At 53.9% G+C, this 26086-nt stretch carries 19 protein-coding genes and 7 tRNA genes; 20 read left to right on the top strand and 6 right to left on the bottom strand.

Annotated elements, in window-relative coordinates; genetic code table 11:
- Nucleotides 1-56 precede the first annotated feature (56 nt).
- The 5 genes from ACQ3G7_RS04385 to nagE form a co-directional block, all read right to left on the bottom strand.
- Entirely contained in the window at nt 57-2711 is a 2655-nt protein-coding gene (locus tag ACQ3G7_RS04385) for a beta-N-acetylhexosaminidase (protein ID WP_430888972.1), read from the bottom strand.
- 45 nt (nt 2712-2756) lie between these two features.
- Nucleotides 2757-4154 carry a chitoporin ChiP gene (gene chiP / locus ACQ3G7_RS04390; RefSeq protein ID WP_430888973.1) on the bottom strand — a complete coding sequence of 466 codons (1398 nt, stop codon included), beginning with the start codon at nt 4152-4154 and terminating at the stop codon, nt 2757-2759.
- 441 nt (nt 4155-4595) lie between these two features.
- Nucleotides 4596-6263, bottom strand: a complete 1668-nt coding sequence (glnS, locus tag ACQ3G7_RS04395; protein WP_430888974.1) for a glutamine--tRNA ligase — start codon at nt 6261-6263, stop codon at nt 4596-4598.
- An 83-nt stretch (nt 6264-6346) separates the two neighbouring features.
- Nucleotides 6347-6778 carry a hypothetical protein gene (locus ACQ3G7_RS04400; protein WP_430888975.1) on the bottom strand — a complete coding sequence of 144 codons (432 nt, stop codon included), beginning with the start codon at nt 6776-6778 and terminating at the stop codon, nt 6347-6349.
- Between the two features lie 112 nt (nt 6779-6890).
- The gene (gene nagE / locus ACQ3G7_RS04405) at nt 6891-8912 is read right to left on the bottom strand and encodes an N-acetylglucosamine-specific PTS transporter subunit IIBC (RefSeq protein ID WP_430888976.1); all 2022 of its coding nucleotides are present in this window, start codon (nt 8910-8912) and stop codon (nt 6891-6893) included.
- Between the two features lie 330 nt (nt 8913-9242).
- Here nagE and nagB point away from each other — a divergent pair, with 330 nt between their 5' ends.
- The 13 genes from nagB (at nt 9243) to ACQ3G7_RS04470 (ending at nt 16880) form a co-directional block, all read left to right on the top strand.
- The gene (gene nagB, locus ACQ3G7_RS04410; RefSeq protein ID WP_430888977.1) at nt 9243-10043 is read left to right on the top strand and encodes a glucosamine-6-phosphate deaminase; all 801 of its coding nucleotides are present in this window, start codon (nt 9243-9245) and stop codon (nt 10041-10043) included.
- A 64-nt stretch (nt 10044-10107) separates the two neighbouring features.
- Nucleotides 10108-11256, top strand: coding sequence for an N-acetylglucosamine-6-phosphate deacetylase (gene nagA, locus ACQ3G7_RS04415; protein ID WP_430888978.1), 1149 nt, complete (start codon nt 10108-10110; stop codon nt 11254-11256).
- Nucleotides 11257-11265: 9 nt separating this feature from the next.
- Nucleotides 11266-12486: a DNA-binding transcriptional regulator NagC gene (gene nagC / locus ACQ3G7_RS04420; protein ID WP_430888979.1), complete on the top strand. Its 1221-nt coding sequence runs from the start codon at nt 11266-11268 to the stop codon at nt 12484-12486.
- A 42-nt stretch (nt 12487-12528) separates the two neighbouring features.
- Nucleotides 12529-13281: an HAD-IIA family hydrolase gene (locus ACQ3G7_RS04425; protein WP_263097512.1), complete on the top strand. Its 753-nt coding sequence runs from the start codon at nt 12529-12531 to the stop codon at nt 13279-13281.
- A 287-nt stretch (nt 13282-13568) separates the two neighbouring features.
- Nucleotides 13569-15233 carry an asparagine synthase B gene (asnB, locus tag ACQ3G7_RS04430; protein ID WP_061494459.1) on the top strand — a complete coding sequence of 555 codons (1665 nt, stop codon included), beginning with the start codon at nt 13569-13571 and terminating at the stop codon, nt 15231-15233.
- Between the two features lie 220 nt (nt 15234-15453).
- Nucleotides 15454-15530, top strand: a tRNA-Met gene (locus tag ACQ3G7_RS04435).
- A gap of 8 nt (nt 15531-15538) precedes the next feature.
- A tRNA-Leu gene (locus ACQ3G7_RS04440) sits at nt 15539-15623 on the top strand.
- A 23-nt stretch (nt 15624-15646) separates the two neighbouring features.
- A tRNA-Gln gene (locus ACQ3G7_RS04445) sits at nt 15647-15721 on the top strand.
- A 38-nt stretch (nt 15722-15759) separates the two neighbouring features.
- Nucleotides 15760-15834, top strand: a tRNA-Gln gene (locus ACQ3G7_RS04450).
- Between the two features lie 28 nt (nt 15835-15862).
- Nucleotides 15863-15939: transfer RNA gene (locus ACQ3G7_RS04455), tRNA-Met, on the top strand.
- 49 nt (nt 15940-15988) lie between these two features.
- Nucleotides 15989-16063: transfer RNA gene (locus tag ACQ3G7_RS04460), tRNA-Gln, on the top strand.
- A gap of 34 nt (nt 16064-16097) precedes the next feature.
- Nucleotides 16098-16172, top strand: a tRNA-Gln gene (locus tag ACQ3G7_RS04465).
- Between the two features lie 120 nt (nt 16173-16292).
- Entirely contained in the window at nt 16293-16880 is a 588-nt protein-coding gene (locus ACQ3G7_RS04470) for a hypothetical protein (RefSeq protein WP_430888980.1), read from the top strand.
- 29 nt (nt 16881-16909) lie between these two features.
- Here ACQ3G7_RS04470 and ubiF read toward each other — a convergent pair whose 3' ends face one another.
- The gene (gene ubiF, locus ACQ3G7_RS04475; RefSeq protein WP_430888981.1) at nt 16910-18085 is read right to left on the bottom strand and encodes a 3-demethoxyubiquinol 3-hydroxylase; all 1176 of its coding nucleotides are present in this window, start codon (nt 18083-18085) and stop codon (nt 16910-16912) included.
- A 170-nt stretch (nt 18086-18255) separates the two neighbouring features.
- Between ubiF and miaB the strand changes: the two genes are divergently transcribed.
- From miaB to ACQ3G7_RS04510, 7 genes are all read left to right on the top strand, one after another.
- Complete coding sequence (gene miaB, locus ACQ3G7_RS04480; RefSeq protein ID WP_430888982.1) at nt 18256-19680, top strand: tRNA (N6-isopentenyl adenosine(37)-C2)-methylthiotransferase MiaB; 1425 nt, start codon at nt 18256-18258, stop codon at nt 19678-19680.
- Between the two features lie 141 nt (nt 19681-19821).
- The gene (locus tag ACQ3G7_RS04485) at nt 19822-20868 is read left to right on the top strand and encodes a PhoH family protein (RefSeq protein ID WP_263097516.1); all 1047 of its coding nucleotides are present in this window, start codon (nt 19822-19824) and stop codon (nt 20866-20868) included.
- A complete protein-coding gene (ybeY, locus tag ACQ3G7_RS04490; RefSeq protein ID WP_430888983.1) occupies nt 20865-21332 on the top strand; it encodes an rRNA maturation RNase YbeY in 468 nt (155 codons plus the stop codon). Before ACQ3G7_RS04485 ends, ybeY begins: the two co-directional genes overlap by 4 nt.
- Nucleotides 21333-21432: 100 nt before the next feature.
- A complete protein-coding gene (gene corC, locus ACQ3G7_RS04495) occupies nt 21433-22311 on the top strand; it encodes a CNNM family magnesium/cobalt transport protein CorC (protein ID WP_061494453.1) in 879 nt (292 codons plus the stop codon).
- 5 nt (nt 22312-22316) lie between these two features.
- Nucleotides 22317-23855, top strand: coding sequence for an apolipoprotein N-acyltransferase (gene lnt, locus ACQ3G7_RS04500; protein ID WP_430888984.1), 1539 nt, complete (start codon nt 22317-22319; stop codon nt 23853-23855).
- Between the two features lie 399 nt (nt 23856-24254).
- Nucleotides 24255-25187 (top strand): amino acid ABC transporter substrate-binding protein, encoded by a 933-nt coding sequence (locus tag ACQ3G7_RS04505; protein WP_263097518.1) that lies wholly within the window; start codon nt 24255-24257, stop codon nt 25185-25187.
- A 158-nt stretch (nt 25188-25345) separates the two neighbouring features.
- On the top strand, nt 25346-26086 hold the full coding sequence (locus tag ACQ3G7_RS04510) for an amino acid ABC transporter permease (RefSeq protein WP_263097519.1): 741 nt from the start codon (nt 25346-25348) through the stop codon (nt 26084-26086).

Here is a 26086-nt window from a genome sequence, read left to right on the forward strand (position 1 = left end):
TTTTTTAGTTGCCGGATAACAGCAGCAGGCTGCGCCCTATCCGGCTTGCATAGCAATCACGCTTTGACACTGTCCACACGACTCACGCGTTTTCCGTCCGGGCTGGCGGTGCGCACCTGCACGTCCCCACTCACCTGCGGGCGGGCGCTATCGTTATAACGCTGCCAGTGTTTGCCGCCGTCGGTAGAGTACTCCACCACCATGCCAGGGAAGCTGGTGTTGGCTTCAAGCACGCCGCCCACCACGCGAGCACCCGGCACCGGCAGGCGGTAATGAATACCCGCTTTATCCAGTTTTGCCAGCTCGCGACTGCCTAACACGTTGGCAAAGCGCGTCCAGTCTTTATCCAGAGCACGAACATCGACCATGTGCGTTTCACCGCCTTTATACTCACGCCCGGCTTTGTAGTCCTGCTCCCAGGCCGCGCGATGCCATGCGCGCTCCGCCACCGCAACCAGACGCGGATAGATCATATACTCCATCTGGTTATCAGTGCGTACCACTTCGCTCCACAACTGTGCGGAGAGGCCATACGCCCCAGGCCACGGTTTATCTGACTTCGCGGTAAAGGGGTTGCCATCCCGGTCGACCGAGGTTTCGGCGTTTTGCGGCATATTGTCCGGCGCGAAACTGAAGATCTTACGTTCGTCGCTAAAGCGCGTGCCCCAGTAATAGCCGCTCTCTTGCGGGTTCACTTCATACGGGAAATCGAGATAGACATAATCCGGGTTGGAAACGATGACGCGGAACCCTTTGTTTGCCCAGTCATTAACCGAGTCAAAACCGCCCCAGTAGAGCGTGTCCCAGAAGTTAACGTTGACATGATCGGTGGCGAATACCGACGCGTCTTTGGCATCTTTCAGACCATCCTGCCAGGCCTGCATCGTATTAATGCCGCGGGCTTTCACCTGTTTGCTGACTTCAACGCCAAAATAGCTGGAAAGATGCTCAACATCCGTCACTTTTCCGTCTTTGATCATCGCCTGACACGCCTGCGACTTCGCCCACGGTTTGTCCTGCTTGCTCTTATCGATGATGCCCTTGCCCGCCTCCGGGTTCTTCTGATCGGTGTAGCCAACGCCGAGGTAAATATTTTTTGCCTCATCGCCGCCAAAATGCCAGGTTTGCAGCGGCAGGCCCGCTTCTTTATGCATCTGCTGGATTTCACCGATCACTTTGTCGACAAAATTGCGTGACGAGTCGAGGCAAGGGTTAAGGTAGCCGGTACGGTTATAAAACTGTACCCCGGTGGTGTTGGAGGTATCCGTTGGATCCAGCAAACGGAACTGCGCCGCGGCCTGCTCGTTGCCCTCTTTCATCAGTCGATCGTAACGGGCTTCCATAGAGATAACTGCCGCACGCGCATGGGCCGGCATATCGATTTCCGGAATGACCTCAATCTGCCGGGCTTTAGCATACTTCAGGATCTCGATGTAATCCGCGCGGGTAAAGAAACCGCTCCCGTTGTTGTTGCTGTCCGGGCCAGAACCCAGTTGCGGCAACAGGCAGGTTTTTTCGCTCAGATCGTGGCAACGTTTGCTACCAATATCGGTCAGCTCCGGCAGGCCGGGGATCTCAATACGCCAGCCTTCATCATCACTGAGATGAAAGTGGAATTTATTCAGTTTGTAGGCCGCCATCTGATCCAGCAGACGCAGTACTGCGTCCTTGCTGTGGAAGTTACGACCAACATCCAACTGAATTGCGCGGTAATCAAAGCGTGGCGCATCTTTGGCGTCCAGCGCAGCAATTTTCATTGCACCTGTCGTTGGGATCAGCGACAGCAGTGATTGTAAACCGTAGAACACCCCGGCCTGATCGTAACCGGTTACTACGGCTTCTTTCGCGCCAATATGCAAGGTATAAGCGCCAGATACCGCCTCGTCGTCGTTGAAATCACGGGTCGCAATGACGCTGCGAACAGGATAGCTCCCCGCTTTCACTCCCAGCAGCGCAAAACGGCTTTTCACCGCGTCCTGCGCATCACGACTCAGCGCAGAGAGATCCAGCTTCACACCGTTGCTCAGATCGACATCCTGCCCGTGGATTTTCACCGCCTGCGGCGTAGGGACAATCTGCCCGCGCAGGGTTTGCAGGTTCAGCGTTTTTACATCACTGTTTTTCTCAAAGCGCGCTTCAGCCGTCATCAGAACGTTTTTATCATCCGCCGTGCGCTTCCACTGCTCACCCAGCGGGCTGACAAACTGCGACAACGTTTCGGTGTCGGTATTGGCAATCACTTTTGCCGTTGCCCCGTTGGAGGCCACGTACCAACGCGGGATCACATCGGTAATAAACAACTGCCAGTACTCATTGATAATCGGGATCTCTACCGACTGTTTTGCCGGAAAACCGGTGAATTTCTCCGTTGGCTCCAGCTTGTGCAGATCGCCCATAATATGGGTGACTTTAAACTGATCATTCGCAACGTTGAGGATCTGTCGGATGCTGTGAAAATAGATCGCCCAGTCTTTATCCGTCACCGCAGCGCCGTTATTGGTCAGGGTGACCACGGCTTTGTTACACGATGCCCAGTCGGCGCCCAGTTTGGCGCAATCCACACCATTCTGCGCCGCGTGGTTATCCGTAATGGCGTAGTTAAGATGAAACTGGCTGATGGCATCAACAGTACGTTGATTCGCCAGCGCCGCCGGGCTGCTTAGGATCCCCAGTATCATACTGGCCAGTATCGTTAAGCGTACGTTTTTCATGACTTATTCCTTGTATTTTGCCGGGCTCCCCCGGCAAATAACGCATCAAAAAATGGTGAATGGGGCGATAACCATAAACTTCACGTCGCGCTCATCCTGGAAGATGTTGCCGTAACCGCCGGAGTAACTCGGGATATCGGAATGGTTGTCGTACTGGGTGAAGTGCAGTTTGAACATCGTGCCTTTTGCCCGGCCATCCTGAACGGTGTAGATCGCATCCAGGCTGTAGGCAGACTCTTTCAGACGGGAGTTCGGATCGTAGTACGCGTCCGGAGTGGCCATATCGGCAGGTTTAGCATCCCAGCCGTAGGCATAAGACGCACCGACCGCAAAACCAGGTAAATTCCAGCCTTTCAGGTCATACATCGCGCCGAAGAAGATGGCCTTTTCGCCGTTGGCGTTAAAGTCGGAGCGGTTGTCCCACCACACATCCAGACGACCGTTGGAGGAAGCATAGGTTGGGGTCATACGTTGCAGGAAGTAGCCCTGTTGGCCATCGGCTTTAACCCACGTGCCTTCAAGGCGGAGATCGACCGGGCCAACTTTATAACCGAAGGTCAATGCCTGCAGCCAGGCGGCGCCATCATAGATATCATTCACACCGCCATCGCTGACTTTATCGCGGGTACCGTAGAACTGGTAGCTGGTGGTCAGCGGGTTGCCGACTACATTGAATTTGTAGCTGGCTTTGGTGAAGTACTGGTCCACATACCCTTCCGCCTGACCGAATGCGGCCTCCAGAATCAGATCGTTTTTGAAGTCATACTTCGCGCCAACGGAGTGGAGATAGTCGACTTTGGTCTTTTTATCGTTCTGATAAAATTTGTCCATTTCGATATGCCACGGCGACTTGTACTCGTTGGTCCACATGTAGGAGAAGCTCAGCGAACCCGCGTTGCCATAATCAAACACCGCGCCGGCTTCCGCCCCCTGGTAAGTCCCCGGCATAAAGCTCCAGTGCGGCGCTAATAATGTCTGCCCGGTAGGCTGAATATAACCGGCGCGTGCCCAGACCGGGCCGTATTTAAATTTCGCCGCAGCTTTATACAGGCTGACCCCGCTCTTATCTCCTGACCAGTCTTCTTTGTAGGCTTTATTGCTGGAAGAGAAGGCAATTTCATTAGGGTGTGCGCTGTCGCCATTTTCCGCCATTTCAATGGCGGTGAAGGCGGCAATATCCAGGCCGAACATATCGGCGGCATAACCCGACTGGAAATCCAGGCTGCCATTCCACGTTGAGTGCGACAGGTTGGTTTTGTATTTGCTGTCCAGAACGTCTTTACGGTCACGTTCACGCTGCCAGTAATAAATACCGCCCGTGAGCGTGGAATCATCGATAAAGCCTGCTGCATGAACGTCTGAAGATGCAACCCAACCCGACATTGCTGTGATACCGGCGATAGCCAGCGCCAGCGTACTGCGTTTGCCACTAAATGTACGCATGTGTGATTCCTTATTGACGAATAGAAAATCGCCGTGATGGCGAGAAATGAAAACACCAATCATTACAGGTAGTTATAAAATACCCCCGAAGTAACTACCGTCTTAAGAGTATTTTTCGCGACGCGAATTATCAATGCCTTTAAGTGAGCAAAATGCAAGATTATGACGAAGTGCACATAATCAGACGCATTTTGTAACAGGATGCTTAATTTTTGAGAATAACTAAAAAATACTTATATTTTCTATAGTTAACTTAACAATGATAACGGTTACAGCAGCAAAATTGTGTGCTGTTATCTTTTTTCTGATAAAGGAAAGGTCAATAAGACGACATATTAATTCGCGACGCGAATGTTAATGGACGGTAACCAGCTAATCGATAAGCAAAAAAAAACGCCGCGGGACGCGGCGTTTGGAGGGGATTGTTCAGGGTTGACCGGATCAGTCGCCGATTTTAGCCCAAGTGTCGCGCAGACCAACGGTACGGTTAAACACCGCTTTGGTAGCGCTTGCATGGCGGCTGTCGAGGCAGAAATAGCCCTCACGCTCGAACTGGTAGGCTTTACCGGCTTCCGCCTCTTTCAGTGAAGGCTCGGCATACCCCTGTTTAATGATCAGCGATTCCGGGTTGATGGTCGCCAGGAAATCTTCCGCAGCGCCCGGGTTCGGAATACTGAACAAGCGGTCGTACAAACGGATTTCAACCGGCATTGCATGCGGAGCGCTGACCCAGTGGATCACGCCTTTCACTTTGCGACCGTCGGCCGGATCTTTGCTCAGGGTTTCCGCATCATATGAACAGAAAATCGTGGTGATATTGCCTTCCGCGTCTTTCTCCACACGCTCTGCTTTGATCACATACGCGTTACGCAGGCGCACTTCTTTGCCCAGCACCAGACGTTTGTACTGCTTATTGGCTTCTTCGCGGAAATCTGCGCGATCGATCCAAATCTCACCGCTGAACGGCACTTCGCGGGTGCCCATTTCTGGCTTGTTCGGATGATTCGGCATGGAGACGATTTCGCTGCTGCCCTGCGGGTAGTTTTCGATAATCAGTTTCACCGGATCGATAACCGCCATCGCGCGCGGGGCGTTTTCGTTCAGATCTTCACGAATGCAGGATTCCAGCGACGCCATCTCAATGGTGTTGTCTTGTTTGGTCACGCCAATGCGTTTACAGAACTCGCGCACGGAAGCAGCGGTATAACCGCGTCGGCGTAAACCGGAAATCGTCGGCATACGCGGGTCATCCCAGCCTTCCACGTGCTTATCGGTGACCAGCAGGTTCAGCTTACGCTTGGACATGACGGTGTATTCCAGATTCAGACGCGAAAACTCGTACTGACGCGGGTGAACCGGGATGGTGATGTTGTCCAGAACCCAGTCATACAGACGGCGGTTATCCTGGAATTCCAGCGTACACAGCGAATGGGTGATGCCTTCCAGCGCATCGCTGATGCAGTGGGTAAAGTCATACATCGGGTAGATGCACCACTTGTTGCCGGTCTGGTGATGCTCGGCAAATTTGATGCGATACAGCACCGGATCGCGCATCACGATAAACGGCGAGGCCATATCGATTTTCGCGCGCAGGCAGGCTTTACCTTCTTCGAAACCGCCGCTGCGCATTTTTTCGAACAGCGCGAGGTTATCTTCCACGCTGCGATCGCGGTACGGGCTGTTTTTACCCGGCTGCGTCAGCGTACCGCGGTATTCGCGGATCTCATCGGCAGAGAGTTCATCAACATACGCCAGGCCTTTGTTGATCAGCTCAATCGCGTACTGGTGCAATTGATCGAAGTAATCAGAGGAGTAGCAGATATTGCCGGACCAGTGGAAGCCCAACCATTGCACATCGTTTTTGATCGACTCAACGTACTCGATGTCTTCTTTTACCGGGTTAGTGTCATCGAAACGCAGGTTGCACTGCCCTTGATAATCCTGGGCGATACCGAAGTTCAGGCAGATAGATTTCGCGTGGCCAATGTGCAGATAGCCATTCGGTTCAGGCGGAAAACGGGTATGGACGGTGGTGTGCTTACCACTGGCCAGATCTTCATCAATGATCTGGCGAATAAAGTTAGTCGGGCGGGCTTCAGCCTCACTCATCACGGGTTCCTCAAAGCGTAAACAACATATAACGGTGCATGATCTAATAAGAGGACGCAGGAAACAACCTTTACTTATACAAATCAGCGATGCCCGCTGGAAATAGAGTCTGCATAATCCTCCGCATACCGGCAGCGCTCTGTTTGTGCAGCTGGCGTAAGGATCAGCGGGCTGCGGATCTCCTCACCCTCGCCGCTACGGGGCGCATAGCCCGGTGCGTCGATACACCAGCTCCAGCGATAAAAATGAGTGCCGTGAATAAAGAAAATGATCTTCTCCCACCGGGATTTTTTTTCGACGTGGATATGCCCCTGCGCGTCCGCCTGGAATGACTCCGGCGGCGGAAAATACCCCGGCGGTGAACGTCCGGTGCGCACCCACAGGGTGGCATTTGGGAGCGGCTCACCCTCGCGATTACGCACATCAATATCGTAACCAGGGCGAATCATCGCATAGCGCGGCAAACAACCGCTCAGCGTCAGCAGCAAGCAGAGTGAAAACAGCATCCGTTTCATCACACACCTCCATAAAAGCGAGGCACGAGTATGGCACTGATTAATATCGGGGTAAAAAAAAGCGGCGAGGTTTCCCCCGCCGCTTAAGGCATCAATGCTGACTCAGGAGCAACTACTTGCCTTTAATGTCATACAGAGGCGTCTGACCCGCCACAACGTGACCCTGCGCTTTAACGACCAGACCGGAAAAGTCGTCAATATTGCTGACCACAACCGGGCTAATCATCGAACGCGCATTGGCATTGAGGTATGCCAGATCCATTTCAAGGATCGGCTGACCTGCCACCACATCAGCGCCCTCTTCCACCAGCCGGGTAAAGCCCTGACCGCCCAGCGCGACGGTATCGATGCCCATATGAACAACGATCTCCGCGCCTTTTTCTGTTTCCAGGCAAAACGCATGGTTAGTGTTGAAGATTTTCACAATGGTGCCCGCTGCCGGCGAAACCACCACGCTTTCCGTCGGTTTCACCGCCACGCCGTCACCCACGGCTTTGCTGGCAAAGGCTTCATCCGGCACCTGATCCAGCGAGAACAGCTCACCTGTTATCGGCGATACCAACTCAGCGATTGTTGTCGCGTTCGGTACCGCCTGAGGCTTTACCGCAGCCGCCGGAGCCGCATTCGGCGCAGCCTGGCCAGCAGCCGGAACGTCGCCAGCGGAACGCATTGCGTCAGCGATTTTTTCCGCCACAAAGCCAACGATAATCTGCACGCCGGTTTTATTCAGACGGATCACGCCGGACGCACCCAGGCGTTTCGCCATGGATTCGTTCACCAGCGAAGAGTCTTTCACCGTTAAACGCAGACGAGTGATGCAGGCATCAATGCCGGTCAGGTTAGCGGAACCGCCGATGGCGGCAATGTACTGACGCGCCAGACCGCTCACATCCTGCTCGGTATTCGCGCTGACATTCACATCCTTACCGTCTGCTTCGTCACCCGCAACTGCCAGCTCACGGCCCGGCGTCAGCAGGTTGAATTTGGTAATGGTGAAACGGAAGATCGCATAGTAGATAACGAAGAACACCAGACCTTGTGGGATCAGCATCCACCAGTGGGTCGCCAGCGGGTTACGGGACGACAGCACCATATCCACCAGACCGGCGCTGAAGCCGAAACCGGCAATCCACTGCATACTCGCCGCGATAAATACGGAGATACCGGTTAACACCGCATGGATCACATACAGTACCGGCGCGACGAACATAAAGGAGAATTCCAGCGGCTCGGTAATGCCGGTGAAGAAGGCAGCAAATGCGCCCGCCATCATAATACCCAGCACTTTGGCTTTATTTTCCGGACGTGCGCAGTGGTAAATTGCCAGCGCTGCGCCAGGCAGACCGAACATCATGATCGGGAAGAAGCCCGCCTGATAACGCCCGGTAACGCCAACGACCGCTTTACCTGCTTCGATGGACTGTGCGCCGCCAAGGAAGTTAGGAATATCATTAATACCCGCCACGTCGAACCAGAACACGGAGTTCAGCGCGTGGTGCAGACCCACCGGGATCAACAAGCGGTTGAAGAAGGCGTAAACGCCAGCGCCAATTGAGCCGAGTTTCTGGATATGTTCACCAAAGCCCACCAGACCGCTAAACACAACCGGCCAGATGAACATCATGATGAATGCCACCACGATCATCACAAACGAGGTGAGGATCGGCACCAGACGGCGGCCGCTGAAGAAAGAAAGCGCTTTTGGCAGCTCAACGCTGCTGAAGCGGTTATAGAGTTCCGCAGCAATAATACCGACCAGAATACCCACGAACTGGTTTTTGATTTTGCCGAACGCAGCCGGCACCTGATCCGCCGGGATTTTCTGGATCATGGCGACCGCAGCAGGCGAACAGAGCGTGGTCAACACGAGGAAGCCAACGAACCCTGCCAGCGCCGCAGCGCCATCTTTATCTTTAGACATACCGTACGCGACACCGACCGCAAACAGCACGCCCATGTTGTCGATAATGGCGGAGCCGGACTGAATAAAGAACGCCGCCAGCGCGTTTGAACCGCCCCAGCCAACCGGGTCAATCCAGTAACCGACCCCCATCAAAATTGCTGCTGCAGGCAGCGTGGCCACGGGCACCATCAGTGCGCGACCAATCTTTTGCAGATAACCTAGGATACTCACTTTTATTCCCCCTATGAACCCGACGAGAGCTCACTGAAACAGTCGTTTTTTATTGTGTAACTAACCTGAAATCACGGCTATTTTCTCACTACACTGCAGAGTGTGTGAAAAATTAATTCGCCTCGCAAATTAAATGCGTACTTTTTGTGATAAAAATCACTAAGTATCGTCAATAACCCTCCTTTTCGCTGGCAAACAATCAAAACTTATTTTAAGATTCAAAATATCAAGACGGATTGCTCCCTTCTCTGTCACGAAACCAGGTTAGGCTTAACGCTGAGCTCGCATGCACTCCGTCACTGTTTTTCGTTTAACTTTCAGAGGTGAATAATGAGACTGATTCCACTGGCGACAGCAGACCACGTCGGCAAATGGGCGGCCCGCCATATCGTTAACCGCATCAACGCATTCAAACCCACCGCGGATCGTCCGTTTATTCTTGGTCTGCCGACCGGCGGCACGCCTCTTACCGCATACAAAGCGTTAGTTGAAATGCACAAAGCGGGCCAGGTTAGTTTCCAGCACGTTGTCACCTTCAACATGGACGAATATGTCGGTCTGCCGAAGGATCATCCGGAAAGCTACTACAGCTTTATGCACCGCAATTTCTTTGATCACGTTGATATTCCGGCGGAAAACATTAACCTTCTCGATGGCAACGCGCCGGATATTGACGCAGAATGCCGCCGTTACGAAGAAAAGATTCGCGCCTACGGCAAAATTCATCTGTTTATGGGCGGTGTGGGCAACGATGGCCATATCGCCTTTAACGAACCGGCCTCTTCACTGGCATCACGTACGCGCATTAAAACCCTGACCCATGACACCCGCGTGGCAAACTCACGTTTCTTCGATGGTGATGTCAACCAGGTGCCGAAATATGCGCTGACCGTCGGCGTGGGCACCTTGCTTGATGCAGAAGAAGTGATGATTCTGGTGCTGGGCGGTGTAAAAGCGCAAGCGCTGCAAGCGGCTGTTGAAGGCAACGTTAACCACATGTGGACTATCAGCTGCCTGCAACTGCACCCGAAAGCGGTGATCGTCTGCGACGAACCGTCCACCATGGAACTGAAAGTTAAGACGCTGAAATACTTCAACGAGTTAGAAGCGGAAAACATCAAAGGTCTGTAATTCAGTTTCCGCTCCGTATGGGAAGCCCTGCGGAGCGGCGCACATTTGTTACCCGGGGGTCGTTATGTATGCTTTAACCCATTGCCGGATCTACACCGGCCATGAAATCCTGGATGATCACGCACTGGTGGTCGCCGATGGGATGATTGATCGTCTTTGCCCGCTGGCTGACTTGCCGGCCGGAATCGAACAACACTCGCTGAATGGCGCCATTCTTGCCCCCGGTTTTATCGATGTCCAGCTTAACGGCTGCGGCGGCGTACAGTTCAACGATACCGCTGACGCAGTGACCGTGAAGACGCTGGAAATTATGCAACAAGCCAATGAAAAGTCCGGCTGCACCAGTTACCTGCCAACGCTTATCACCAGCAGCGACGCATTAATGAAACAGGGCGTGCAGGTTATGCGCGACTACCTGGCGAAACACCCGAACCAGGCGCTGGGTCTTCATCTGGAAGGACCGTGGCTGAACATCATTAAAAAAGGCACCCACAACCCTGACTACGTGCGTAAGCCGGATGCCGCGCTGGTGGACTTCCTGTGTCAGAACGCCGACGTGATAACCAAGGTGACACTGGCTCCAGAAATTGCCGGAGAAGCGGTCATTCGCCAGTTGGCTAACGCCGGGATTGTCGTGTCCGCCGGGCATTCGAACGCCACGCTGAAAGAAGCCAAAGCCGGTTTCCGCGCCGGGATCACCTTTGCCACCCACCTTTATAACGCCATGCCGTACATTACCGGTCGCGAACCGGGGCTGGCTGGCGCGGTACTTGATGATGCAGATGTTTATTGCGGCGTTATTGCAGATGGCCTGCATGTCGATTACGTTAATATTCGTAACGCTAAACGTCTGAAAGGTGACAAACTTTGCCTGGTGACGGACGCAACAGCGCCTGCGGGTGCACATATTGACCAGTTCATTTTTGCTGGTAAAACAATATACTACCGTAATGGACTGTGTGTGGATGAAAACGGAACGCTGAGCGGCTCCGCCCTGACGATGATCGAAGGGGTACGGAATCTGGTGGAACATGTTGGCGTCGCGCTGGATGAAGCGCTGCGCATGGCAACCCTCTACCCAGCTCGCGCAATCGGTGTTGCCACAACACTTGGCAGCATCGCCGCCGGAAAAGTGGCGAACCTGACGGCATTCACGCACGATTATAAAATCATCAAGACCATCGTTAATGGTAACGAGGTCGTCACTGAGTAAATAAACGGTATGACATCAGGCGGACAAGCTCAAATCGGTAACGTTGACCTCGTTAAACAGCTTAACAGTGCGGCGGTGTACCGCCTGATTGATCAGCATGGACCCATTTCGCGCATACAAATTGCCGAACAGAGCCAGCTTGCACCTGCCAGCGTGACGAAAATCACGCGCCAACTGATTGAACGCGGGCTGATCAAAGAAGTCGATCAGCAGGCCTCTACCGGAGGCCGCCGCGCCATCTCTATTGTCACCGAAACCCGCAATTTTCAGGCGATTGGCGTACGGCTTGGCCGTTATGACACCACCCTGACGCTCTACGATCTGAGCGCCAAAGTGCTGGCGGAAGAGCACTACCCGTTACCGGAGCGCACCCAGGAAACGCTGGAACATGCGTTACTCAACACCATCGGTCTGTTTATCGAAAGCTGCCAGCGCAAAATCCGCGAGTTGATTGCCATTTCCGTGATCCTACCGGGGCTGGTGGATCCGGAAAGCGGCGTCATTCGTTATATGCCGCATATTCAGGTAGAGAATTGGGGGCTGGTTGAAGCGCTGGAAAAGCGGTTTAAGCTCACCTGTTTTGTTGGCCACGACATCCGTAGTCTGGCGCTGGCTGAGCACTACTTTGGGGCAAGCCAGGATTGCGAAGACTCCATTCTGGTGCGCGTGCATCGCGGTACGGGCGCAGGGATCATCTCCAACGGGCGCATTTTTATCGGCCGTAACGGCAACGTTGGCGAAATTGGGCATATTCAGGTTGAACCGCTCGGTGAGCGCTGCCACTGCGGTAACTTCGGTTGTCTGGAAACCATTGCCGCCAACGCCGCAATTGAACAACGGGTTCGCTATCTGCTGGAACAGGGTTACCAGAGTCGCCTGACGCTGGATGACTGCACCATCAAAGCTATCTGTAAAGCCGCCAACAAAGGCGATGCGCTGGCTTGCGAAGTGATTGAGCACGTCGGTCGCCATCTTGGTAAAACCATTGCCATCGCCATCAACCTCTTCAACCCGCAAAAAGTGGTCATCGCCGGGGAAATCGTCGAAGCGGAGAAGGTGCTGCTGCCTGCCATTGAAGGCTGCATCAACACCCAGGTGCTGAAAGCGTTTCGCAAAAACCTGCCGGTGGTGCGCTCAACGCTGGATCACCGCTCCGCGATTGGCGCATTTGCGCTGGTGAAACGCGCCATGCTGAACGGTTTGCTGCTGCAACGTTTGCTGGAAAATTAACAACGTTTATAGTTAATACTTATTTTTTCATCCGGACAGTCCATGACCATTCAGAATGTTATCTGTGATATTGACGGCGTGCTGATGCACGATAATGTTGCCGTACCGGGCGCCGCCGAATTTGTGACCCGCATCCTTGAGAAAGGCATGCCGCTGGTACTGCTGACCAACTACCCTTCGCAAACCGGCCAGGATCTCGCCAACCGTTTCGCCTCTGCGGGCATTGATGTACCCGCCAGCGTCTTTTACACCTCGGCAATGGCAACTGCGGATTTTCTTAAACGTCAGGAAGGGAAAAAAGCCTATGTTGTGGGTGAAGGCGCGCTGATCCACGAATTGTATAAAGCAGGCTTTACCATTACCGACATTAACCCTGATTTTGTTATCGTCGGTGAAACCCGCTCCTATAACTGGGAGATGATGCATAAGGCCGCCTTCTTCGTGGCGAATGGCGCGCGGTTTATCGCCACCAACCCGGACACCCACGGTCGTGGCTACTACCCGGCCTGTGGCGCGCTCTGCGCCGGAATTGAAAAAATTTCCGGTCGTCAGCCTTTTTATGTGGGCAAACCCAGCCCGTGGATCATCCGCGCCGCCCTCAACACCATGCAGGCGCACTCAGAGCAAACCGTTATTGTCGGCGATAATTTGCGTACCGATATCCTGGCAGGCTTCCAGGCCGGTCTGGAAACAATCCTTGTGCTCTCCGGCGTATCGCGGCTCGACGATGTCGACAGCATGCCGTTCCGGCCTTCGTGGATTTACCCCTCCGTCGCTGAAATCGACGTTATTTGATCATCACCACGTCTTCGGGCGTGGTTTTTTATTTTTACCCCGCCCAAAAACAACACCATTCAATAAAAACCGCGTTATTTTGATGATTCATCAATAATGCTGCGCAATACATAATCTTTTTTCAGCATTCGGCAATGGTCATTGCGCTTTTTGATTTATCGACGGTAAAAGGCTTGCGCCCCTTTGCCCTTTGCGGCATTTTTGAAGGCACGCGATAAGACAATGCGATGACGCAGCGTCTGCAACTACACAACACTGCATGCCCTGAAAGGTTAACGGAGAAGTCTATGTGTTCAATTTTTGGCGTACTGGATATTAAAACCGACGCGGCCGAGTTACGTAAAAAAGCGCTGGAATTATCCCGCCTGATGCGCCACCGCGGCCCTGACTGGTCCGGCGTTTACGCAAGCGATAAAGCCATCCTGGCCCATGAACGTCTCTCTATTGTTGACGTTAACGCCGGTGCTCAGCCGCTGTATAACGAGAAAAAAACACATGCGCTGGCCGTGAACGGCGAAATCTACAACCACCAGGCGCTGCGCGCAGAATATGGTGACCGCTACGCCTTCCAGACCGGTTCTGACTGCGAAGTGATCCTCGCGCTGTATCAGGAAAAAGGCCCGGATTTCCTCGACGATCTGCAAGGGATGTTCGCTTTCGTTCTGTATGACAGTGAAAAAGACGCCTACCTGATTGGCCGCGACCATATTGGTATTATCCCGCTGTATATGGGCCATGATGAGCACGGTAACTTCTATGTCGCATCCGAAATGAAAGCGCTGGTGCCGGTTTGCCGCACCATCAAAGAGTTCCCGGCGGGCAGCTATTTGTGGAGCAAAGACGGTGAAATCCGTTCCTACTACCAGCGTGACTGGTTCGAATACGACGCCGTAAAAGACAATGTGACGGACAAAGCGGAACTGCGTCAGGCGCTGGAAGACGCTGTGAAAAGTCATCTGATGTCAGACGTGCCTTACGGCGTGCTGCTTTCGGGTGGCCTGGACTCCTCGGTGATTTCCGCCATTACCAAGAAATTTGCCGCGCGCCGCGTTGAAGATCAGGAGCGTTCGGAAGCCTGGTGGCCGCAGCTTCACTCCTTTGCCGTTGGTCTGAAAGGTGCGCCGGACCTGAAAGCCGCGCAAGAAGTGGCAAACCATCTTGGTACCGTGCACCATGAAATCCACTTCACCGTGCAGGAAGGTCTGGATGCGATTCGCGACGTGATCTATCACATCGAAACCTATGATGTGACCACCATTCGCGCCTCTACGCCGATGTACCTGATGTCACGTAAGATCAAAGCAATGGGCATCAAAATGGTGCTCTCCGGCGAAGGTTCCGATGAAGTGTTTGGCGGTTACCTCTATTTCCATAAAGCGCCGGATGCCAAAGAATTGCACGAGGAAACCGTGCGTAAACTGCAGGCTCTGCATATGTTTGACTGCGCCCGTGCGAACAAAGCGATGTCGGCCTGGGGCGTGGAAGCACGCGTACCGTTCCTGGATAAGAAATTCCTCGACGTGGCTATGCGCATTAACCCGGAAGATAAGATGTGCGGCAGCAACGGCAAAATGGAAAAACACATTCTGCGCGAGTGTTTTGAATCCTACCTGCCGGCAAGCGTGGCATGGCGTCAGAAAGAGCAGTTCTCCGACGGCGTAGGCTATAGCTGGATTGATACGCTGAAAGAAGTGGCGGCACAGCAGGTGACGGATCAGCAACTGGCCACCGCCAGCTACCGTTTCCCGTACAACACGCCGGCATCGAAAGAAGCCTATCTGTACCGTGAGATCTTTGAAGAGCTGTTCCCGGTACCGAGCGCTGCAGAATGCGTACCTGGCGGCCCGTCTGTCGCCTGCTCTTCCGCAAAAGCATTTGAGTGGGACGAAGCGTTCAAAACCATGAACGATCCGTCAGGTCGCGCCGTCGGTATTCACCAGTCCGCTTATTAATAAGTCATGGTTATTCTTACAGGTCCTGCGGGGCCTGTATTTTTTTTGTCGCACTGATTTAACGCATAAAATCGAATTTTGCTGAATAAAGCGTCATGCTGTTCGCAACCTAACCAAACAGTCACATTCCGGCAATTTTCGATGAAAAAGGTATTGACGCTGTAAGGCCCAATACGCATAATGCGCCCCGCAACGCCGATAAGGTAACGCGAAAAAAGATGGCTACGTAGCTCAGCTGGTTAGAGCACAGCACTCATAATGCTGGGGTCACAGGTTCGATTCCCGTCGTAGCCACCATCTTTTTTGCGGGAGTGGCGAAATTGGTAGACGCACCAGATTTAGGTTCTGGCGCCGCAAGGTGTGCGAGTTCAAGTCTCGCCTCCCGCACCATTCCCAGACAGGCGTTGCACGGATGGGGTATCGCCAAGCGGTAAGGCACCGGTTTTTGATACCGGCATTCCCTGGTTCGAATCCAGGTACCCCAGCCATCTCTTCTTCGACTCCTGCGTTCATTCGCGTCAGTCGTTGGGGTATCGCCAAGCGGTAAGGCACCGGTTTTTGATACCGGCATTCCCTGGTTCGAATCCAGGTACCCCAGCCAGTCGATGACTGGGTAAGCAGTAAAATTTGGCTACGTAGCTCAGCTGGTTAGAGCACAGCACTCATAATGCTGGGGTCACAGGTTCGATTCCCGTCGTAGCCACCATATTCAGGATCTGACGTTATCTGAAACGTTAAATCCTAAAACGTGTTGTTGGGGTATCGCCAAGCGGTAAGGCAGTGGATTCTGATTCCACCATCCCGAGGTTCGAATCCTCGTACCCCAGCCATCTTAAAAGACGTTTGCTTTTGCGAACGCACTTTTGGGGTATCGCCAAGCGGTAAGGCAGTGGATTCTGATTCCACCATTCCGAGGTTCGAATCCTCGTACCCCAGCCACACAATGCAAAAAAGCTCGCTTCGGCGGGCTTTTTTGTTTTTTCGCGCATCCCCGGAGTTGGTAGTTAATCACGGCATAAACCGTGTGGTAATTTACCCGCCTTACTCCTCTGAGCCCGCATGATGAACTATCAAAACACTGCCCTGTTAATTTATGCCCCGCTGTATGTGCTCTTTGTGGTCATCGGTTTCGGTCTTGCTTTTATGGGCCTCTCCGCGCCAATCTTCTATGGCCTCTGTATGGGATTGATCTTCCCGGTTGCTATATCCATGCGTCTGCATACGCTGAGCGAAAGCGGCCAGGCCCTGCTGCTGAAAGAGACAACTCACTGGACGGTGTACGTGCAGGGCATTCCGGTGCAGGAAACACGTTCGTCGCTGAAAAATCCCTGCTTCTCTACGCCACAGCGCCTTCAGCAGTTCTTTATGCGGACACTTATCGCCAGGCTCGCTCTGCAAATTGCGTCCGTGGCACTGCTGGCGCAACAGGCCAGTGCAAACCCGCTCTCCATTAGTTATGGGGTGGCGGCCTTAGTCGCACTGATTATTCTGCTGGTGCCGCTTTACCGCACGGTGCTACTGCTGCGCAAAATGCGCAATGGCGAATGGGCGCTGCAACAGGTTGAAGGGGTTGAGGGGTATCAGGCCTTTTTTATCGACAAAAAAGGCGCGCACACGGCACTGGATACGTTGTTGGCAATCATATGAGTACTGCGGGCGCAGCGCCCGCAGACCCTTTACAATCCTAATGCGTACTTCAGCGCCTGCCGTTTCAGCACACCGGCGCGATCCGCCGCCATCAGACCGATATTGCGCAGCAGGCGCACCGGGCCAAGCGTATTGCTGAACCCGGCATAAAAAAGATCCATCCCGCTTTGCATAATAAAGTTATCCGCCATACGCCGCGTCTGGTAGCGTTTTAGAATCTGCTGACTGGCCCAGGCTTCACCGTGCGTACGCGCACTTGCCAGCACATCCAGCAGCGCATCCACATCGCGATACCCCAGATTCACCCCTTGCCCGGCGAGCGGATGGATAGTGTGCGCAGCATCGCCAACCAGCGCTAATCCTGGGCGTACATACTGCAATGCATGGCGACGCGCCAGCGGGAACGCTGCGGCCACCACTGGTGTAACATGGCCCAGACGCGGCGGGAAGTGCCGGGCAATCTCTTGCTCTAATTGCGCCATGCTCATCGATTGCAACTGACGGATACGCGCGGGTGTGTCGTACCACACCAGCGATGCCCAGCCGTCAAACAGCGGTAAAAACGCATGCGGTCCGTCAGGGGTGAAATGTTGCCAGGTGCTGTCTCCTGCGTCCTGCTCGCATTTAACGGTAATCAACATGCAGGATTGCTGATACTGCCAGGCATGAATACCGATGCCGGAAGCTTGTCGTACGCGGGAATTCGCGCCGTCGGCGCCGACCACCAGTTTAGCGGTTAACGTACTGCCATCTTCAAAGGTCAATTCATGCTGTTCGTTCAGGGCATGCATTGCACTTAATGCAGCGGGCGTGCGCAACGTGACTTGCGGATGCGCCTCCAGCGCCTCCCACAGCGCGCGCTGCAGGACAACGTTTTCAACCATATAGCCCAGCAGCGGCAGTTTCAGTTCACGGGCATCGAATTCAACGTGCGCGTTTTCCCACTCCCAGGTTTCCAGCCGTCGGTACGGGTGGCAGCGCATGTGCTGAATGCTCTCCCATACGCCCAGCCCGCGCAGCAACGCCACCGATGCCGCACTGATCGCAGAGATCCGCACATCCGGCTGCGCCGCCGCATCAAACAGCGGCGGCGCCTGCTGCTCAATCACCGTTACTGCAAACCCGTGTTGCGCCAGCCCCAGCGCCAGCGCCCCGCCGACCATGCCGCCGCCGACGACCGCGACCTCAGTGGATTGATTTGTCATCGCTAACTATCCTTAAACGAGAATCCGTTAAGTTTACCGGATTTTTTACGTCTTGAGACTGACATCCGTCAGACTGGTCAGCACGCGACCAAAGCATTACAATACGCGCCCTGCAATCCTGGCTTATATCCGTTATTTTAGGGTATACGAACTTAAGCAAGAGCAAGTCGATGACAAAAAAACTCCACATAAAAACCTGGGGCTGTCAGATGAACGAATACGATTCATCGAAGATGGCCGATCTGCTGGATGCCACGCACGGGTATCAATTGACAGAAGAAGCGGAAGAAGCCGATGTACTGCTGCTTAATACCTGTTCCATCCGCGAAAAAGCACAGGAAAAGGTGTTTCATCAATTAGGCCGCTGGAAGTTGCTGAAAGAGAAAAAGCCGGATCTGATCATTGGCGTTGGCGGCTGCGTGGCCTCACAGGAAGGCGACCATATTCGTCAGCGCGCGCACTATGTCGACATTATTTTCGGGCCGCAAACCCTGCACCGTCTGCCAGAAATGATCAACGCTGTACACGGCAACCGCAGCCCGGTGGTCGATATCAGCTTCCCGGAGATTGAGAAGTTCGACCGCCTGCCGGAACCGCGCGCTGACGGCCCAACCGCCTTTGTTTCCATTATGGAAGGCTGCAACAAATATTGTACTTACTGCGTGGTGCCTTATACCCGCGGTGAAGAAGTGAGCCGCCCTTCCGACGATATCCTGTTTGAAATCGCCCAACTGGCGGCGCAGGGCGTGCGTGAGGTGAACCTGCTGGGCCAGAACGTTAACGCCTGGCGTGGCGAAAACTTCGATGGCAGCACCGGCACTTTCGCCGAGTTGCTGCGTCTGGTGGCGGCAATCGACGGTATCGACCGCATCCGTTTCACCACCAGCCATCCGATTGAGTTCACCGATGACATCATCGAGGTTTACCGTGATACGCCGGAGCTGGTGAGCTTCCTGCATCTGCCGGTGCAAAGCGGTTCTGACCGCGTGCTGAACCTGATGAGCCGTACGCACACCGCACTGGAATACAAAGCCATTATTCGTAAACTGCGCGCGGCGCGTCCGGATATCCAAATCAGTTCCGACTTTATTGTCGGCTTCCCCGGCGAAAGCACCGACGATTTCGAAAAAACCATGAAGCTGATTGCCGATGTGAATTTCGACATGAGCTACAGCTTTATCTTCTCCGCCCGCCCGGGAACGCCCGCCGCCGATATGGTGGACGATGTACCGGAAGAGGAGAAAAAACAGCGTCTGTACATTCTGCAGGAGCGTATTAACCAGCAAGCCATGGCCTGGAGCCGCCGCATGCTCGGCACCACCCAACGCATTCTGGTCGAAGGCACCTCGCGCAAAAACATCATGGAGCTCTCCGGTCGCACGGAGAACAACCGCGTGGTGAACTTTGAAGGCAAGCCGGAGATGATCGGTAAATTCGTTGATGTCGAAATCGTCGACGTCTACACCAACTCCCTGCGTGGCGTGGTGGTGCGTACCGAAGAGGAAATGGGCCTGCGCGTTGTCGAATCGCCGGAGTCCGTTATTGCTCGTACCCGCAAAGAGAATGACATCGGCGTCGGGATGTATCAGCCCTGATGCGAAAGGCCTGCCTGTTCCGGCAGGCCTTGCTTTTCCCCTTACCCACCCCAACATCAACCGCTATGCTTGCGACTTCTCTCTCTGCCGTGAATAATTCCCTAATGGGCGCTACGGCGACACACCGAAAAGAGGAACAGTTTGAACATAGATACGCGTGAAATTACCCTTGAGCCGGCGGACAACGCTCGTCTGCTAAGTCTGTGCGGCCCGTTTGATGACAATATCAAACAACTGGAGCGGCGACTGGGCATCGAAATCAACCGCCGCGATAACCACTTCAAACTCACCGGGCGCGAAATTTGCGTCAACGCTGCTGCAGATATTCTGCGCACGCTGTATGTCGACACCGCCCCGATGCGCGGGCAGACTCAGGACATCGAGCCAGAGCAGATCCACCTGGCGATCAAAGAAGCGCGCGTGCTGGAACAGAGCGCCGACAGCGTGCCGGACTATGGCAAGGCTATCAATATCAAGACCAAACGCGGCGTCATTAAACCGCGCACGCCAAACCAGGCGCAGTACATCGCCCATATTCTCGATCACGACATTACCTTCGGTGTTGGCCCCGCCGGTACAGGTAAAACCTACCTTGCGGTTGCCGCCGCGGTGGATGCGCTGGAGCGTCAGGAAGTTCGTCGTATTCTGCTGACCCGCCCGGCGGTTGAAGCCGGTGAAAAGCTCGGTTTCCTGCCCGGCGATCTCAGCCAAAAGGTGGATCCGTACCTGCGCCCGTTATATGACGCGCTGTTCGAGATGCTCGGTTTTGAGCGCGTTGAAAAGCTGATTGAGCGTAATGTGATTGAAGTTGCGCCATTAGCTTATATGCGCGGCCGAACGCTGAATGACGCGTTTATCATTCTTGATGAGAGCCAGAACACCACCATCGAGCAGATGAAGATGTTCCTGACGCGCATTGGTTTCAACTCCAAAGCGGTGATCACCGGCGACATCACGCAGATTGACTTACCGCGCAACACCAAATCCGGTTTACGTCACGCCATTGAAGTGCTGGCAAACGTTGACGAAATCAGCTTTAACTTCTTCCACAGCGAAGACGTGGTGCGCCATCCGGTGGTTGCCCGCATCGTTATCGCCTATGAAGCCTGGGAAGAAGCCGAACAGAAACGTAAAGCAGAACTGGCCGCCGAGCGTAAACGCGAAGCCCAGGAGCAGGAGCAAAAATGAGTCAGGTGATCCTCGATTTACAACTGGCCTGTGAAGATAGCAGCGGCCTGCCGGAAGAAGCGCAGTTCCAGAAATGGCTGGACGCGGTGATCCCGCAGTTTCAGGAAGAAGCAGAGGTCACCGTCCGGGTGGTCGATAATGCCGAAAGCCACGAGCTGAACCTGACCTACCGCGGCAAAGACAAGCCCACTAACGTGCTCTCCTTCCCGTTTGAAGCACCGCCGGGCATTGAATTGCCGCTGCTGGGCGATCTGATCATCTGCCGCCAGGTGGTAGAACAGGAAGCGCAAGAACAAGGTAAACCGCTGGATGCCCACTGGGCGCACATGGTGGTGCACGGGAGTCTACACCTGCTGGGTTACGACCATATTGCAGATGATGAAGCCGAAGAAATGGAAGGGATCGAGACAGAGATAATGCTTGCTCTGGGCTATGAGGATCCGTACATTTCCGAGAAAGCGTAGTCGGTGCGCGGCCTGGCCGCGTACCAAAATAATACCGTCAGGCGCTGAGTTTACGCGTAACGAGCGATAATTTAACCAACACGAGAACCCACACGACGCCATGAGCGACGATAACCCACACAGTAGCGACAACACCAACAGCAAGAAGGGATTCTTCTCCCTTTTACTGAGCCAGCTTTTTCACGGCGAACCCAAAAACCGTGATGAACTTCTGGCGCTGATCCGAGACTCCGGACAGAACGAGCTTATCGACGAAGATACGCGCGATATGCTCGAAGGGGTGATGGACATCGCAGACCAGCGCGTTCGCGACATCATGATCCCCCGTTCACAAATGATCACCCTGAAACGTAACCAGACGCTGGACGAATGCCTCGATGTCATCATTGAGTCCGCCCACTCACGTTTCCCGGTGATCAGCGAAGACAAAGATCATATCGAAGGGATTTTGATGGCTAAGGATCTGCTGCCGTTTATGCGCAGCGATGCCGAAGCATTCAGCATGGAAAAAGTGTTACGCCCGGCAGTGGTGGTACCGGAAAGTAAGCGTGTGGATCGCATGCTGAAAGAGTTCCGTTCCCAGCGCTACCATATGGCTATCGTTATTGATGAATTCGGTGGTGTCTCTGGCCTGGTCACAATTGAAGATATTCTGGAGCTGATCGTCGGCGAAATCGAAGATGAGTACGACGAAGAAGAGGATATCGACTTCCGCCAGCTCAGCCGTCACACCTGGACGGTGCGCGCGCTGGCGCCGATTGAAGATTTCAACGAAACCTTCGGCACCCACTTCAGCGATGAAGAGGTGGATACCATTGGCGGGCTGGTGATGCAGGCGTTTGGCCATCTGCCTGCACGCGGCGAAGCCATTGAAATTGATGGTTACCAATTCAAGGTCGCGATGGCCGACAGTCGACGTATTATTCAGGTTCATGTCAGAATGCCGGACGATTCTCCGCAACCGAAACTGGATGATTAATGTAAATGGTATTTGCCTCACTGCTTGAGCGCCAGCGCGTGCGTTTGCTGCTGGCGTTACTTTTCGGAGCCAGCGGAACGCTGGCTTTTTCTCCTTATGACATCTGGCCCGCAGCAATCATTTCGCTAATGGGGTTACAGGGCTTAACCCTCAATCGTCGACCGGTGCAATCCGCCTGGATTGGCTATTTCTGGGGGCTTGGCCTGTTCGGTAGCGGTATCCACTGGGTCTATGTCAGCATCGCGCAGTTCGGCGGCATGCCAGACCCTGTCAACGTCTTCCTCGTTGTACTGCTGGCGGCGTATATGTCGCTGTATACCGGTTTATTCGCTGGTATCCTGTCACGCCTGTGGCCAGCCACGCACTGGCTGCGTGTGGCGGTTGCCGCACCGGTCATATGGCAAATCACCGAGTTTCTGCGCGGCTGGGTTTTAACCGGTTTCCCGTGGCTGCAATTCGGCTATAGCCAGATTGACGGGCCGCTGAAAGGTCTGGCGCCCATTATGGGGGTCGATGCCATTAGCTTCCTGCTTATGGTGGTCAGTGGCTTGCTGGTGCTGGCGCTGATAACGCGCAACTGGCGCCCGCTGGTTGCCGCCGTGGTGCTGTTTGCTCTGCCCTTCCCGCTGCGCTATATCCAGTGGTATCAACTGCTGCCAGAACGGGCCACGCAGGTCTCGCTGGTACAGGGGAATATTCCGCAGGCGCTGAAGTGGGATGAGAGCCAACTGGTCAACACGCTGAAAATCTACCTCGATGCCACACAGCAAGTGATGGGTAAATCGCAACTGATTATCTGGCCGGAGTCTGCCATTCCGGATCTGGAAATCAATCAGCAACACTTCCTTGGCATGATGGATGACCTGCTGCGTTCGAAGAACAGCACGCTGATCACCGGGATTGTCGATGCGCGGCTGAACCAAAAGAACCGCTACGACACCTACAACACCGTGATTACGCTGGGTAAAGACAGCCCCTACAGTTACCAATCCAGCAATCGCTATAACAAAAACCATCTGGTGCCGTTTGGCGAATTTGTACCGCTGGAGTCGATTCTGCGCCCGCTGGCGCCTTTCTTCGATCTGCCAATGTCGTCGTTCAGTCGCGGCCCTTATGTGCAACCGCAGTTGCAGGCGCACGGTTTTAAACTGACCGCGGCTATCTGCTATGAAATTATTCTGGGTCAGCAAGTCAGGGATAATTTCCGCCCGGATACCGATTTCCTGCTGACTATCTCTAACGATGCCTGGTTTGGTAAATCCATCGGGCCGTGGCAACATTTCCAGATGGCGCGGATGCGTTCGCTGGAACTGGCGCGCCCGTTGCTGCGTAGCACCAATAACGGCATCACCGCCGTGATTGGGCCGCAGGGCGACATCCAGGCGATGCTGCCGCAGTTCACCCGTGACGTCCTCACCACTGAGGTCACGCCAACCCGTGGTTTAACGCCGTATGCCCGTATGGGTAACTGGCCAGTGTGGATCATCTCTGCCCTGCTGGGCTTTGGCGCACTGGTGATGAGCCTGCGTCAACGCCGTCGTTAATCCCCTCTCCCTGCCCGGTGGTATTGGCTACCGGGCTGCTTCCCATCATCCTGTCCAACAGATAAGCACACGCTAACCGGCCTGGCGCACCTGTCGTATTGGCATGCCGTTTGCTTATAGATATCAGGCAACTATGAAAACTGCTTATGCGCCAAAGGGTCGCACCGGCAGCGAACATTAGATGCACCAGCCTGGTGCGATGGAAGATTTTTGCCTCTTATCGGTGCGGCGCACCTCGCAAAAATAAACAATATCACAGCAAAATCTTTACATTAAGCCAGACTGAATGTAACAAACACACACGACGCTGCACGAATATGTTGCAGAAGATAAAAACAACACAACGTACACACAACGGGTATCCCTGTGCTTTCGCACTGACGATAAAGGAGTCTGGAAATGCAATTACGTAAACTGGCCGCCGCGATGCTGGTGATGGGACTGTCAGCCGGTCTGGTCCACGCTGAAGATGCTAAACCGGCGGAGGCAGCAGCCCCGGCGGAACAACAGCAAACGACGCTGGATAAAATTGCCAAAAACGGCGTTATCGTCGTCGGTCACCGTGAATCTTCCGTACCGTTCTCCTATTACGACAACGAACAAAAAGTGGTGGGTTATTCTCAAGACTACTCCAACGCTATCGTTGAAGCGGTGAAGAAGAAACTCAACAAGCCAGACCTGGCGGTGAAACTGATCCCAATTACCTCTCAGAACCGTATTCCGCTGCTGCAAAACGGCACGTTCGATTTTGAATGCGGCTCCACCACCAACAACGTTGAACGCCAGAAACAGGCCGCGTTCTCCGACACCATCTTCGTCGTCGGCACCCGTCTGCTGACCAAAAAAGGCGGCCCGATCAAAGATTTCGCCGACCTGAAAGGGAAAGCCGTGGTGGTTACGTCCGGTACCACCTCCGAAATTCTGCTGAACAAGCTGAATGACGAGAAAAAAATGGATATGCGCATTATCAGCGCCAAAGACCACGGCGACTCGTTCCGTACGCTGGAAAGCGGTCGTGCTGTGGCCTTTATGATGGATGACGCCCTGCTGGCTGGTGAGCGCGCCAAAGCCAAAAAAGCGGATAACTGGGACATTGTCGGCACGCCGCAATCCCACGAAGCTTACGGCTGTATGCTGCGCAAAAACGATCCGGAGTTTAAAAAACTGATGGATGACACCATCGCTCAACTGCAAACCTCTGGCGCGGCTGAAAAATCCTACGATAAGTGGTTTAAAAACCCGATTCCGCCAAAAAACATGAACCTGAACTTTACGCTCTCTGATGACATGAAAGCGCTGTTCAAAGAACCGAATGACAAAGCTCTGAACTAATTAAAACCATTAGGGGCGGGGTATCCTGCCCTCTCGATTGTCGAAGCAGCACGGACAGACTATACGCTGAAGGGTCGTTCCCCTTTCGGCACGAAAACTCGCTCTTCACACAATCTTCGAGGGTAGCGCTGCTACCCTTTTTTTTCCGGAGTAGATTTATGTCCATAGACTGGAACTGGGGAATATTCCTGCAACAAGCCCCGTTCGGCAACACCACCTATCTTGGCTGGCTATGGAGCGGTTTTCAGGTCACCATCGCGCTTTCTGTGACGGCCTGGATCATCGCTTTTCTGGTTGGCTCTCTGTTTGGCATCCTGCGAACCGTACCGAACCGTTTCCTGTCCGGCATTGGCACCTGCTATGTCGAGCTGTTCCGTAACGTACCGCTGATCGTGCAATTCTTTACCTGGTATCTGGTGGTACCGGAACTGCTGCCGGAAGACATCGGCATGTGGTTTAAGTCAGAGCTGGATCCCAACATTCAGTTCTTCGTCTCCTCGATGGTCTGCCTGGGGTTGTTTACCGCCGCCCGCGTTTGCGAGCAGGTACGCGCCGCCATCCAGTCGCTGCCGCGTGGGCAGAAAAACGCCGGTCTGGCAATGGGGCTAACGCTGCCGCAGACCTACCGTTACGTTCTGCTGCCAAACGCCTATCGCGTGATCGTGCCGCCAATGACTTCCGAGATGATGAACCTGGTCAAAAACTCCGCCATCGCCTCCACTATCGGTCTGGTGGATATGGCGGCGCAGGCGGGGAAACTGTTGGATTACTCCGCGCACGCGTGGGAATCCTTTACCGCAATTACCGTAGCGTACGTGTTGATTAACGCCTTCATTATGTTGGTGATGAACCTGGTGGAACGCAAAATTCGCCTGCCAGGCAATATGGGAGGCAAATAA

Origin of the sequence: Kosakonia sp. N21, assembly GCF_050587465.1 — a bacterium.
GTDB lineage: Bacteria > Pseudomonadota > Gammaproteobacteria > Enterobacterales > Enterobacteriaceae.